Below are 12,997 nucleotides of genomic sequence, written 5' to 3'. Positions count from 1 at the left end.
AAGGAATAGCCACTCTGAAAAGGCAGGTTTTCATTCTAGATATCTTCTACTGTGATTCGCCGTTTTGACCACAAAATAAGAAAGAAAGCGGCGATCGAACAGACAGCCATACTCAAGAAGGCTAGCCGAGGTGACTGGTCATACAGATAGCCGGCTGGGAACGTTAAGAGCGCGGTACTTAAACTCATGGCTACTGCTGCATACACACCTTGTGCGGATGCGATGAGGGAATGAGGTAGGTTGTTGGATATATATCGAATGAATGCAAAATGCGCCATGCCAAATGAAGCAGAATGTAGTAATTGAGTAGCAATAAAAATACCGACCACAGGAAATAGGAAGATCAAGATCCATCGTACCGTAGAACCGACAGCAGCGATCATAAATATGGTGGATGTTTTGGCTTCTGCCAATAGCCGATCCGCCTGTGTGAAGAATAAGATTTCGAACAGAACTGCGATATTGAGGATCACACCTATATAAAACCCATTGATTCCCATGCCATCCAAGAAAATAAAACCGTAATTATAATAGGAAGCATGTGCTCCTTGCAGTAATATTGCGATAAACAAAACAATGACAAAGGGTTTATTGGCAAAAAGTGCTTTTAATTGACCTTTTTGCACGCTAGAAGCTTGGGATGGCGGTTGTTGTAGAGCTTCGGGAGCGTGTTGAAAGAAAAAACATAACGCGATTCCTAAGCCAACAATCATCATATATAATATAGCCTGCTCATTCCAAATTGCTGTGACTATGCCGATCAGCAAGAGGGCAACTGTATAGCCAATCGATCCGAAAGAGCGACTTTTTCCATAATGAATCCGTTCCTGCTGCATAAGCAAGGAGGCACCACTTTCGACGCCAGGTAAAATGACGGGATAGACAGCACTGAGAAGGACGGTTAATCCAAACAGCACGAAAAATGGACTATCGGGTACATAAGCTATGGCGATTAAGAAAGAGAAGAGCGTGGTCCAACGTAAAACGCGTAAGAGTGAGAGGTTTCGCGTCGCATATGGGAATAAAAAGAACGTTGAGAACGAGCGAGCGATCATACCTGCTCCCATAATAATACTGGCCTGCGTAACTGAAAGACCTTTTGCAGAAGTTAGCCAGCCAGTCCAATAAGGCAGGAAAATACCCCAGGTAAAGAAAAACACAAAAAAGCTCATAGATAGCCAGCGTTGATTATTCAATTTTATTACCTCACAATAAAGTACAAGATAAATTTCTAAATAGATTTCAATAAATACTAGCATAGCCAGACGAAAAAGAAAAATGATGATACACTATATAAAAAGCAAACTTAACACGTTAGGTGACTTTATCTGGTTCCAGATAAAGCCTCCGGATGCAATTATGCGAAGGTGTAATTGATAATTTGACAGGTGATTCGGAAAGAAAGCAGGGTAACGTAACATGAAAAAAAGAGGCAGATTTTCTACTCGAAAACGTAACAGAACGAATAAATGGATGAACATTATAGTAGGGATCTTTTTTATTCTAATCGTAGCAAGTATTATTTTTATCGGAGTGAACGGATGGAATGTCAGGCAGGCAATCGAAAGTGTACGAGGAGAGACAGAACAACCTAGTGAGTTTCAAGAAATCGTACCGAATCCAGATGAGCATGTACTAACGGATGATGAAGTAGGAAATGATCATCAGGAAGCCAAAGAACCGGAGGAAATGCCGCTTAAAAAAGTAGAGGAGCCGCAAATCACTCCTGATAATAAAGTCAAAGTGGAACCAAAGAAGAAATCAGCACCAGTTCAGGAGAAGCCCTCCAGTTCAATCGGTTATATAGAAGGACAAGAACTACCTGACAAACCGAAATATGTTAAGGGAATCTTAATTGCTAGTAAGCAATATCCTCTGCCAAAGGATTTCGCACCTGGTGAGAGTAAGGAAGCGAGAGCAGCTTTTGATGAAATGGCAGCGGAGGCATTGCTGTCAGGTATTAAGCTACAAGCATTCAGTACCTATCGTTCCTATGATTATCAGGTCACTCTATATAATCGATATGTTGAAAGAGATGGACAAGAAGCAGCGGATCGCTATAGTGCGAGACCAGGCTATTCCGAACACCAGACTGGATTAGCGTTCGATATCGGTGAAGTCAATCATGAAAAGCATTGGGCATCTACTTCATTCGGTGAGACAGAAGCTGGAAAGTGGCTAGGTGCTAACGCTTACCAATATGGTTTCATCCTTCGTTATCCAAAAGGGAAAGAAGAGATCACAGGATATATGCATGAATCCTGGCATTATCGCTATGTTGGAAAGGAAAAAGCATTGCAGATTTTCAAACGAAATATTACGTTGGAAGAATACTTGGGTATTCAATAATAAAGTAGCCGGCAAAGGATCACGCGTCCTTCGTCGGCTATTTTGATTATAAAATAGGGGATAACAATCGTGAAATAGACTCTTTTACTTTGATGAGACGTGGACGATTGACATACATCTCATACGTTAACTCCGTAGAGTATTGAATATCTTGCTCAAATTTTTCTGCGAGTTCATGAGATTTTTCGCGATCATAGATAAAAGCATTCACTTCAAAATTTAACCGGAAACTGCGAACATCAATATTGGCTGTCCCAACGGTGGACACTTGATCATCAACTACAATTTGCTTGGCATGAATGAAGCCATTTTCATAGATATATACTTTCGCTCCTGCTTTCAGTAGAATACCAACATTTGAATATGTTGCCCAGTAAACGAACATATGATCTGGTTTATTTGGAATCATGATTCTCACATCCACGCCAGATAAACAAGCAATACGCAATGCATCAAGTACGCTAGTATCCGGGATGAAATAAGGTGTTTGGATATAGATATAATCCTTGGCTACGAAAATCATTTTTAAATAACCATCTTTAATATTTTCCCATTGAGAGTCAGGACCACTCGAGACAATTTGAACACCGACCGTTCCTTTTCGAGGAATGGCTGGGAAGAATCGCTCATCATACTGAATATGAGTTTTGGTGAAGGCTTGATTCCAATCCAAAATAAAACGTGTCTGTAAGGGATGAACGGCACTCCCTTCCATACGGAGATGTGTGTCGCGCCAGTAACCAAACTTTTTACTGAGTCCTAAATATTCATCGCCTACGTTAAATCCACCGATATAGCCTACGCGTCCGTCAATGATGACAAGTTTTCGGTGATTTCGGTAATTTAATCGAGGGTTAATTAGCGGTAAGGTGGCAGGGAAGAATGCAGCTACTTCACCACCACTGTTCGTTAGCTCTTGAAAGTGCTTCACATGTAAGCCGCGTGAACCGATATCGTCAAACAACATACGAACTTTTACCCCTGCTTTGGCTTTGCGGATTAAAATATCCACAATTCTTTGTCCGATGCCATCTAAGCGGAAAATATAATACTGAATATGGATGTGATCTTTGGCGTGTTCCAAATCTTCCAGTAAGGACTCGAATTTGTCGTTGCCGTCCGTAAAGACTTGCACATCGTTGTCTTGTGTAAGAACAGAGTGATTATTGCGTAAATGTAGGTAGATCATATCGTAATAACTTTCAGTGTCAGTCTTCAAAAATTCAAAGGAGTCATCTTCTATTGCCTCCAGCTGATAGGCAATCAGCTTTTCAATCCCAATCTTACTCCTACCTTCCCAACGAAATAAATGTTTTTCGCGTAATTGGCGACCTAGCAGTAAGTAAATAATGAAGCCTAGGATGGGTATGAAAAATAAGACGAGAAGCCAAGCCCACGTGCTAGCAGGATCTCTGCGCTCTAAAAAAATTAAAGCAATTGCTAAAAATATGTTAATGATCAAAGTGCTTGTTATGATCAAGCTAATCATTTGAGTCATACGTTTCCTCCCATCGCAGATATTCTATTCCTCTAGTATAACGGAGTTGGCAGGAAATGAAAGGGTTAGCGAATAGGACATGTTATACTCCTTCTTACGATTCAAGTGAATTTGAGACCTTCAAAGATCGCGTAGATTTTCTGAAGATCATGATGAGTATAATTGAGAAAATCGCTATAATGGCAGAAATGAAATACATATTCCCAGCTTGCATTGTAAATATCCAAGTAAATAATAGCGGTCCAATAATCCGTCCCATATTATCCATGGAGTACGATAAACCGGCTGCTGTACCGTACATACCCCCAGCTTCCTTGGTCGTTAACGAAACAAGAACAGTTCGCACGAGCGCATTCCCAGCTGTGAAGACACTCATTGCAAAACCTGCCCAAATCAAGTTCGTAGAAAATGGGATGAGAACCAATCCGACTGCCGTTATGATCTGAGCTACGATAATCCACGAAGTCTCCTGTCCATTTTTCACTCTTCGAACGACTCCTCCTTGAATCGCAGCATCAACTAGACCACTAACCATAAACAAATAGCCAAGCTGCAAAGGCGTGATCTGAATTTTATCGATCTGAAATAGTTGGAACGTAGACTCAACACCAGCCAATAGAAACGTGATGATGAACGAAGTGATAAATAAATAGCGAATTCGATACGTCCAAAGTGTGGAGGCTCCTTTTGGAATGAGCTCCCGTTTGTTTGCAGAGTTATGTCTGTCTGGCTCTTTCAGAATGATAGATGCATACACCGTCAACAATAGTGTCAGTGTGCCAGAAGCTAGAAAAGGAATCTGCAATTGAATATCGCCAAGTATACCGCCGATTGCAGGACCGAAAATAAAACCGAGTCCAATTGACATACCGAGTAGCCCCATATATTTATTGCGATTCTCCTCAGTGGTCAAATCCGCTACAAATCCAGTGACTGCTGTATACAACGCACCTGAAAAAACACCGCCAACAATACGTGATACATATAAGAGCGTTAAATGATGCATGAATGCAGCGAACAAGAAAAAGCTTACGCTGAAGCCAAGCAACCCAATCATAATTAGCTTCTTTCTACCCGTCCGATCAGACAGTGAGCCCCACAATGGTGCGGTGAAAAAGGAAGAGAGGGCGTAAATTGTCAGCAATCCGCCGACATGTACTTCGGAATAGCCTTCAGCTAAGATGACTTCAGGCAAGATGGGTATAATGATGCCGAAACCTAAATAAACAAAAAATTGAACAGACATCAATAAAAGTATCGTTTTCTTCATAGCAAACCTGCTTTCTGTGTGAATAGTTTCTCACACATCGTACGATGAATGAGGAAAGCGTTCAAGCTTGGAATGTCCTAAAATTGAAAAAGGCATCCTCAGTCAATAATTAGCTAAGGATGCCGATCTTTTAATGCTTCAGATTCACTCGCTGTAAACGCAATGCATTCAGCACAACAGAAACGGAGCTGAAGGCCATAGCTGCTCCTGCTAGCCATGGTGCTAGTAAACCTGCTGCTGCAATGGGGATACCGATCGAGTTGTAGGCAAGTGCCCAAAACAAGTTCTGTTTAATATTTCGTACAGTCAATTCACTCATCTGCACGGTATCGACCACACGTAATAAATCCCCATGCATCAACGTGACGTCTGCAGCTTCCATAGCTACTGCTGTCCCTGTTCCCATTGCCATCCCGATATCTGCCACAGCAAGTGCAGGTGCATCATTAATGCCATCACCGACCATCGCGACTCGTTTGCCATCCGACTGCAAAGAGCGAACCACTTCGGCTTTACGATCAGGCAAGACGCCTGCGATGACATGTTCAATCCCAGCTGTATTGGCGATTGCTTGAGCGGTCATTTGCTGATCACCCGTCAACATAATCACATCAAGTCCCATCGCGCGCAGCTCTGCAATCGCTTGTTTAGAAGTTTCTTTAATCGTATCAGCTACTGCAATAACCGCCTCATGCACACCATCCACTGCCATGAACATGACCGTCTTCCCTTGACCTTCCATTTGATCTACTGAAGCAATGGAAGGATCAAAAGGCACTTCATAGCGGGCAAGTAGTTTTTTCGTGCCAAGCAAAATGGTCTGCCCTTCAATAGCTGTGCGTATACCGTATCCAGGAATCGCCTCAAACGTTTCAATAGGAGGGAGTGTTGGTAATTGCTCTATCCCATAAGAAGTAATGGCTTTTGCTACCGGATGTTCTGAGTCACTTTCAGATGCTGCTGCCAATCCAAGTAATTGATTGCGTGCAGATTCATCCTTTACATGAAAATCTGTCAACTCAGGAAGTCCTTTTGTGATGGTTCCTGTTTTGTCAAAGACGACCGTATCAATCGAACGTGTTTGTTCCATTGCTTCTGCTGTCTTAAATAGCACACCTATTTCTGCAGCACGTCCGGAACCAGCCATGATGGAAGTGGGTGTGGCTAAACCAAGCGCACAAGGACAGGCAATGACTAAGACGGCAATCATGCTAGTTAGTGCTTCTGCGAAGTTCCCTGGTGTAACAGCGAAATACCAGATCAAAAAGGTGATGATTGCAATTCTGACAACAATCGGAACGAAAACACCTGAAATTCGATCGGCTAGTCGTTGAATAGGTGCCTTAGATCCCTGTGCTTCTTCCACCACACGAATAATGTTGGATAGCACCGTATCTTTACCTACATTGGAAGCTTCCACTCGTAATGAACCATTCGCATTAACAGTAGCGGCGAACACCTTGTCTCCTATTTGTTTGTCCACGGGCAAACTTTCACCAGTCAGCATGGACTCATCAACAGCGGAAGCTCCAGATAAAACAGTACCGTCGACAGGGACAGAAGCACCTGGACGAATAACGAGCACGTCGCCAAGCGTTACGTCCTGAATCGGAATTTCCACTGTTTCTCCATTGCGTTCCACTATTGCTATTTGTGGCTGAAGTTTCATCAACTTTTGGATTGCATCTGAAGATCGTCCCTTGGCACGTGCCTCAAATAGTTTTCCTAATAAAATGAGTGTGATTAACACTGCACTCGTCTCGAAATACAAGCCATGGACGGATCCGATCAGCACTAAATAAACGGAATAGAAATAGGCTGCTGACGTACCAAGAGAGACCAGGACATCCATATTCGCACTGCCATTTCGCAATGCAGAGTAGGCTCCCTTATAAAAAGTAGCACCAATCCAGAATTGTACAGGTGTCGCAAGTGCCCACTGGAAATAAGGATTCATAAAGATGTTCGGTACGTACATCCAAGAAGTGAAGGAGAAGTGAGCGAACATCGTCCAAAGTAACGGCAACGATAGAACAGCTGAAATGATCAGCTTACGGGTTTTCTCCTGGATCTCACGTTGTCGATGATCTGTTTGGTCTGCTGTGTCATCTGTTCGTTGTGTTGCCTCGTAGCCAAGCTTTTGAACCTTCTGCAAAATATCGATTAGCTGAACAGCAGCAGGATCGTACGACACAGTGGCGGTTTCAAGTGCTAGATTAACATTCGCAGATTTAATCCCCGACATGCGAGACAATCCCTTTTCAATGCGTGTAGAACATGCTGCACACGTCATGCCGGTAATATCCAGATGAGCTTCTTCTATTATAACATCATATCCGAGTTTGCGAATTTGCTGCTCGACTTCCTGTAACCCGATTTGATCGGGATCGTAAGTGACAGCTGCTTTCTCTGTCGCAAAGTTCACATTTGCTGTTGACACGCCTTCAAGCCTTTGTAACCCCTTTTCAATACGATTCGCACAAGCGGCACACGTCATTCCTGTGATGGCTATTTCCCTTTTTTGATTATCCATAATGGATCAAGACACCTTTCTATGCGTTAGGCTTTTACATCATATCCCTGTTCTTCAATCGCTTCTGTGATTTGTTCGATCGAAATAGCTTGCTCATCAAATTGTACCGTTACGTTGTTTGCTTTCAATTCCACCAATGCACGCTCCACTCCTGGTAAAGCATTCACTGCGCCTTCTACTGCCTGGACACAGTGGTTGCAAGACATCCCTTGTACGTTCAATGTAGTTTCTTTCATTGATAATTCCTCCTTATTTTCGTATCAATTTTGAAATAGTGGTTAGTAGTTCATCTAGCACTTCTTCATCGCCTTCAGCCAGCCTGTTTTTGACACAACCTTTCAAGTGTCCATCCAATAAAACATTTGCCACACTATTTAAAGCAGATTGAGTTGCGGAAAGTTGGGTAATAATATCATCACAGTAGACATCACGCTCGATCATTCCTTTAATTCCTCGTACTTGACCTTCCACCCGGTTCAAACGATGGATTAAATTGGTCTTCACAGAATCGGGATGATTGCTCTTTCGACAGGAAATTTGAGCTTCATCTACAGATAAATCTTCTGGGAGTATCGTCAATAGTATCTCACCACCTTCTATATCATAATCTTAATATACGATAGGGGGGTATGTCAAAGCATTAATTTGAACTTCCTGAGGCAAAAAGTTTGCAAAAAATATACAATTGTAACATAAATGAAAGATTTAAAATCCTTTCAGAGTGGTATGATAGGAATAACAAAACAAAAGTGGAAAGCGCCGTCTAGTCTCGAAAGGCACTGGAGGTCTTGTCGACAAAGGTGCGTTCTTTGCACCTTTTCGAAAAGTCCGAAGTGACCCGAGAGACTGGCGCTTGGAACTAGATGCAAAACAAAAGTGGAAAGCGCCGTCTAGTCTCGACCGGCACATACAACTAGATACAAAATTAAACAGAAGCGGAATTTATTCAATAAGAAACAGAACTTCACGAGATATCAAAACGTCTATATAATTAACAAGGAAGATTGAGGTGGAATAAGTGGCTAAAGAAATGGACATAAAGAAGATTATATCCAATTTGGCAAAGCTTGGTGTTTCTGCTACACTCACGAAATCGAGAAGTGATATGCTACAAGCTCTTACGCCTGCTGTACAAGCACCGCCCGTACAACCCAATTAAATTCTTGTGGTAATGAAAAGACTCCCTCCGATTTGATTCGGAGGGAGTCTCTTCATTACATCGTTCATTAGATTTTCTTAACAAATTCAGATTTTAGTTGCATAGCACCAAATCCATCAATTTTACAGTCAATATTATGGTCGCCATCCACTAAACGAATATTTTTTACTTTTGTTCCCATTTTTAAAGCGGAAGAGCTTCCTTTCACCTTCAAATCCTTCACGACACTTACAGAATCGCCATCCTGCAAAACATTCCCATTCGCGTCTTTCACAATCTGAGTCTCTTGCTCAGATTCTTCCATTGATTGCTGTGTCCACTCATGCGCGCATTCTGGACAAACGAGAAGGTTCCCATCTTCATACGTGTATTCAGATTGGCATTTCGGGCAATTCGGTAACGCTGACATAAAAAAACCCCCTTTCCTATACAGTGTACACAACTTGTACTTGTCAGGAAAGGAGGTGTCTTATTCATAATCATTAGATGCGTGAAACATGGTGCTGCGGTGATGGAACTTCATGCTGAAGATCAATCCGATCGCTAGCATATTCCCCATGAGCGAACTACCACCGTAGCTGATGAATGGTAATGGGATCCCTGTGATCGGCAACAGCTGAATCGTCATCCCGATATTTTCGAATACATGGAAAGTGATCATGGCGATGATTCCAGCAGAAATATACGTGCTGAATGGATCTTTCAACTCTAATGTAATCTTAGTCAGGTGGTAAATTAAGAAGAAGAATAGGCAAATGATCAAGCTCGTACCAACAAATCCCCAATCTTCTCCGATCGTTGTAAATATGAAGTCCGTATGGCTTTCTGCAACATATACTTCTCTACCTTTAAAGCCTTTGCCGAATAACTCGCCCGATCCAATGGCATTCAACGAAGTAATTAAGTGCATACCTTCATTGGAGGCATAGGAGTAGGGATCGATCCAAGAATAGATCCGTTCAAACTGATACTTTTTGAATCCTAGTTTCAACAAAAAGTCTTGCGCGTATAACGCCATCAGCAATAACGTAGCGCCACTTACAAAGCCTCCAATAAAGATTGGAGCAATTATTTTCCAAGAAATTCCTGATATAATAATTAATGCTGCAGTGATCGCCATGAAGACGAGACCTGTTCCTAAATCAGGTTGTAGCATGATGAAAATCAATGGAACGAGTAAGACACCACAAATTTTAGCGAGTAATAAACCGTCTGTCTTTAACGTCTTTACCGTATAGTGTTCATGATGCTGTGTAATCAGGCGGGCGAGTGCAATTATGAAGAACGTCTTCATGAACTCCGCAGGCTGAATACTCCCAATTCCAAATGGTAAATGAAACCAGCTTTTCGCATTGTTTCGCCGCGCTACTAAATCCATACTTTCAGGCAAAACGAACAGCAGGAATAACAGCAAGATCCCACCACCATAAATCCACCAGGCGGCTTTAAAGTATTGTTCGGGCTCGAAATACATCGTGCCCGCAATGATGAGAGCTCCTACGATGTACCACTGAATTTGTGAAGGTACGAAATTAATCGTATATTGTCCTGTGGTTTGTGCAGAAGCGATGGCGAAAAGACTCACCATGCAAAATAATAATAAAATGAATGCCAACGTCCAATCAAAACGTTCTAGCGGCTTATTATATGTTTTCATAAGTTTCACCTATAGTCTCAGTATGAAGTGCTCCTCACAATAAACAATCAATCTTCATCATCTGAAGCGAACATATATGTTCGATGATGAAATTTCATGCTAAATATCAACCCGATTGCCAACATATTACTGAATATCGAACTGCCGCCATAGCTGATGAAAGGCAACGGTATCCCGGTTATGGGTAATAACTGGATATTCATGCCGATGTTTTCAAACACATGGAAGGCAATCATCGCAATAACGCCGGTACAGACATATACGCTGAAAGGATCATGTAAGGATAGAGCAACTTTAGTTAAATGATAGATTAAAATAAAATACAGTGTAATCACAATACACGCACCGATAAATCCATATTCTTCTCCAATGACACTGAAAATAAAATCCGTGTGATTTTCTGGAATATAAACAATTCGTCCAAGAAACCCTTTTCCTGTTAGCTCCCCTGATCCGATCGCGGTCATCGCAGTAATCAGATTATACCCTTCGTCGGTTGGATAAGAATAAGGATCAAGCCATGAATAGACTCGTTTAAACTGATAGGGAGAAAATCCGATTTTATCTAGGAAATCCTGCGCGTAGAGCGCCATCCAGAGCAAACCTGCTCCTGATACAGCGCCGATGGAAAAAAGCGGCACGAGAAGTTTCCATGATATCCCTGACACAATCACAACTGCCGCTGTAATGGAAATAAAGACTAGAGAAGTCCCTAAGTCAGGTTGCTTCATGATGAAAAACAAAGGTACGACAAGCATGAGTGCGATTTTACCGAGCAGTTTCAGGTCGGTTTGATAAGTTCGCAGCAAAGTCATTTCGTTATGTGAACTGACCATCCGAGCAAGACCGAGAATAAAAAAGGTTTTGATAAACTCTGCAGGCTGGATAGTGCCAATGACCGGTAAATGAAGCCAGCGTTTTGCATTGTAGCGCATTTCTGCGATTTGCCCAGGTCCTCCAGGCGCTAACATGAGGAATAGTAATAAAAAAATACCAAAACCATAAAAATACCATGAAACTTTCTTGTATTGATCTGGTTCGAAATACATGACCATCGCAACAATAAAAGATCCTAGGATGTACCATCTGACTTGTTTTATAACAAAATTTTGTGTGTACTGCTCAGAAGTTTGAGCAGATCCAATGACAACTAAACTAATTACACCGAATAGCATAATGATAAAGGCAAGTGTCCAATCGAATCGTTCACCTAGCCTGTTTGATTGCTTCAATTACGAACTCACCTTTTCTGGAGTCATCATTCTCCTTCTAGTTTTAAGATAATCACTACAATCTCTTATTATATCGTAAATGTTTTTAAGAAGTACACTCATTAATTGACGAGTTGGGAAATGAATAGTTTCTATAAGTTGTAAAAAGAACGCACAGCACTAGTTTTGATTCATGAATTGGCTAGTTTCATGGTAAACTGTATGAATGAAATCTACGGATTGCGAGGAGATTATATGAAAAAACGATTAGGATTAGTATATGGTGGGAAATCTGCGGAACATGAAGTATCACTTTCTACAGCGCGGGCGGTCACGCAGGCGCTTGATTTGAATAAATATGAAGTGTTACCGATTTATATCACGATGCAAGGGGAATGGTTGAAAGGTCAACCGCTCGAAGGACCAGTCGCTGAAATCGAAACCTTACGTCTAACGAAAGAAGGCGATTCACAACCTGATCATATCGAGGGGTTTTTGCAGGGGGCTATGCCTGACGTAATCCTCCCGCTACTTCATGGTACGAATGGAGAAGATGGTACGGTGCAAGGATTGTTTGAAGTGTTGAATATTCCGTATGCAGGAAATGGTGTACTATCTTCTTCGGCAGGCATGGACAAAGTGGTCATGAAGCAATTATTCGCGCAAGCTGGATTAGCGCAAGTGAATTATATTCATTTTATTCGCATTGCATGGCAAGAGAATGCGGAGGCTTTGTTGGAACAAGCTGAACAGCAGTTGTCATATCCGATGTTTGTCAAACCGGCAAATCTTGGTTCTAGCGTTGGAATTAGCAAAGCAGATAACCGTCAAACACTCCGTCAGGCAATCGATCTCGCATTAAAATTTGACCGTAAAATCATTGTGGAACAGGGCATCAAAGCACGTGAAATCGAGATGGCTGTGCTAGGAAATGATCATCCTGCAGTTTCTGTTGCAGGGGAAATTCGACCAGTTGCTGAGTTTTATGATTATGAAGCGAAATATCAGGACCAAAGCACTGAATTATCGATTCCGGCAGTGATTCCCGACGAGGCAGCGCGACATATGAAAGATATGGCAATTCGTGCTTTCAAAGTGCTAGATTGCGCAGGACTCGTGCGCGCGGACTTTTTTGTTACAGAAGATGATGAGGTATTGATCAATGAAGTGAATACGCTGCCGGGCTTTACACCGACCAGCATGTTCCCGTTACTTTGGCAAAAATCCGGACTTTCATATCCTGATTTGATTGACCAACTTATCGAACTAGCATTTGAACGTCATGCAGAAAAACAAAAATTGCAATATACAATGGACTGA

General features: G+C 41.9%; 12 protein-coding genes. 3 read left to right on the top strand and 9 right to left on the bottom strand.

The features are described from left to right. Window positions 1-35: 35 nt before the first annotated feature. On the bottom strand, window positions 36-1,196 hold the full coding sequence (locus tag GD002_RS10340; RefSeq protein ID WP_153732285.1) for an MFS transporter: 1,161 nt from the start codon (window positions 1,194-1,196) through the stop codon (window positions 36-38). Between the two features lie 223 nt (window positions 1,197-1,419). Here GD002_RS10340 and GD002_RS10335 point away from each other — a divergent pair, with 223 nt between their 5' ends. Further along, entirely contained in the window at window positions 1,420-2,349 is a 930-nt protein-coding gene (locus GD002_RS10335; RefSeq protein ID WP_153732284.1) for a M15 family metallopeptidase, read from the top strand. 46 nt (window positions 2,350-2,395) lie between these two features. Here GD002_RS10335 and cls read toward each other — a convergent pair whose 3' ends face one another. The 5 genes from cls to GD002_RS10310 all read right to left on the bottom strand — a co-directional run bounded on the left by cls (window position 2,396) and on the right by GD002_RS10310 (window position 8,223). Continuing rightward, window positions 2,396-3,847, bottom strand: coding sequence for a cardiolipin synthase (gene cls / locus GD002_RS10330; protein ID WP_153732283.1), 1,452 nt, complete (start codon window positions 3,845-3,847; stop codon window positions 2,396-2,398). Window positions 3,848-3,941: 94 nt separating this feature from the next. Continuing rightward, the gene (locus GD002_RS10325) at window positions 3,942-5,117 is read right to left on the bottom strand and encodes an MFS transporter (protein ID WP_153732282.1); all 1,176 of its coding nucleotides are present in this window, start codon (window positions 5,115-5,117) and stop codon (window positions 3,942-3,944) included. Between the two features lie 130 nt (window positions 5,118-5,247). After that, complete coding sequence (locus tag GD002_RS10320) at window positions 5,248-7,650, bottom strand: heavy metal translocating P-type ATPase (RefSeq protein WP_153732281.1); 2,403 nt, start codon at window positions 7,648-7,650, stop codon at window positions 5,248-5,250. Window positions 7,651-7,676: 26 nt separating this feature from the next. Continuing rightward, window positions 7,677-7,886 (bottom strand): copper chaperone CopZ, encoded by a 210-nt coding sequence (gene copZ, locus GD002_RS10315; protein ID WP_153732280.1) that lies wholly within the window; start codon window positions 7,884-7,886, stop codon window positions 7,677-7,679. Window positions 7,887-7,899: 13 nt separating this feature from the next. After that, a complete protein-coding gene (locus GD002_RS10310; RefSeq protein WP_153732354.1) occupies window positions 7,900-8,223 on the bottom strand; it encodes a metal-sensitive transcriptional regulator in 324 nt (107 codons plus the stop codon). 445 nt (window positions 8,224-8,668) lie between these two features. Between GD002_RS10310 and GD002_RS17785 the strand changes: the two genes are divergently transcribed. Beyond that, entirely contained in the window at window positions 8,669-8,809 is a 141-nt protein-coding gene (locus GD002_RS17785) for an Lmo0850 family protein (RefSeq protein ID WP_194841553.1), read from the top strand. Window positions 8,810-8,876: 67 nt separating this feature from the next. Here the strand turns inward: GD002_RS17785 and GD002_RS10305 are convergent, their stop codons facing one another. From GD002_RS10305 to GD002_RS10295, 3 genes are read right to left on the bottom strand one after another with little or no spacing between them, the layout of a single operon-like run. Further along, complete coding sequence (locus tag GD002_RS10305) at window positions 8,877-9,218, bottom strand: zinc ribbon domain-containing protein YjdM (RefSeq protein ID WP_153732279.1); 342 nt, start codon at window positions 9,216-9,218, stop codon at window positions 8,877-8,879. A gap of 60 nt (window positions 9,219-9,278) precedes the next feature. Next, window positions 9,279-10,466 (bottom strand): FtsW/RodA/SpoVE family cell cycle protein, encoded by a 1,188-nt coding sequence (locus tag GD002_RS10300; RefSeq protein ID WP_153732278.1) that lies wholly within the window; start codon window positions 10,464-10,466, stop codon window positions 9,279-9,281. A gap of 47 nt (window positions 10,467-10,513) precedes the next feature. Further along, a complete protein-coding gene (locus GD002_RS10295) occupies window positions 10,514-11,698 on the bottom strand; it encodes an FtsW/RodA/SpoVE family cell cycle protein (protein ID WP_255425157.1) in 1,185 nt (394 codons plus the stop codon). A gap of 234 nt (window positions 11,699-11,932) precedes the next feature. Between GD002_RS10295 and GD002_RS10290 the strand changes: the two genes are divergently transcribed. Further along, the gene (locus GD002_RS10290; protein ID WP_153732277.1) at window positions 11,933-12,997 is read left to right on the top strand and encodes a D-alanine--D-alanine ligase; all 1,065 of its coding nucleotides are present in this window, start codon (window positions 11,933-11,935) and stop codon (window positions 12,995-12,997) included.

Origin of the sequence: Sporosarcina obsidiansis (assembly GCF_009651005.1) — a bacterium.
GTDB classification, from domain to species: Bacteria; Bacillota; Bacilli; order Bacillales_A; family Planococcaceae; genus Sporosarcina; species Sporosarcina obsidiansis.
Note: the sequence above shows the minus strand (reverse complement) of the source record. Positions and strands in the feature narration are given on the sequence as shown.

Excerpts from the sequence above, each read along its gene's own strand:
- GD002_RS10335 (WP_153732284.1), top strand. The coding sequence starts at position 1,420 with ATGAAAAAAAGAGGCAGATTTTCTACTCGAAAACGTAACAGAACGAAT.
- cls (WP_153732283.1), bottom strand. The coding sequence starts at position 3,847 with ATGACTCAAATGATTAGCTTGATCATAACAAGCACTTTGATCATTAAC.
- GD002_RS10325 (WP_153732282.1), bottom strand. The coding sequence starts at position 5,117 with ATGAAGAAAACGATACTTTTATTGATGTCTGTTCAATTTTTTGTTTAT.
- GD002_RS10320 (WP_153732281.1), bottom strand. The coding sequence starts at position 7,650 with ATGGATAATCAAAAAAGGGAAATAGCCATCACAGGAATGACGTGTGCC.
- copZ (WP_153732280.1), bottom strand. The coding sequence starts at position 7,886 with ATGAAAGAAACTACATTGAACGTACAAGGGATGTCTTGCAACCACTGT.
- GD002_RS10305 (WP_153732279.1), bottom strand. The coding sequence starts at position 9,218 with ATGTCAGCGTTACCGAATTGCCCGAAATGCCAATCTGAATACACGTAT.
- GD002_RS10300 (WP_153732278.1), bottom strand. The coding sequence starts at position 10,466 with ATGAAAACATATAATAAGCCGCTAGAACGTTTTGATTGGACGTTGGCA.
- GD002_RS10290 (WP_153732277.1), top strand. The coding sequence starts at position 11,933 with ATGAAAAAACGATTAGGATTAGTATATGGTGGGAAATCTGCGGAACAT.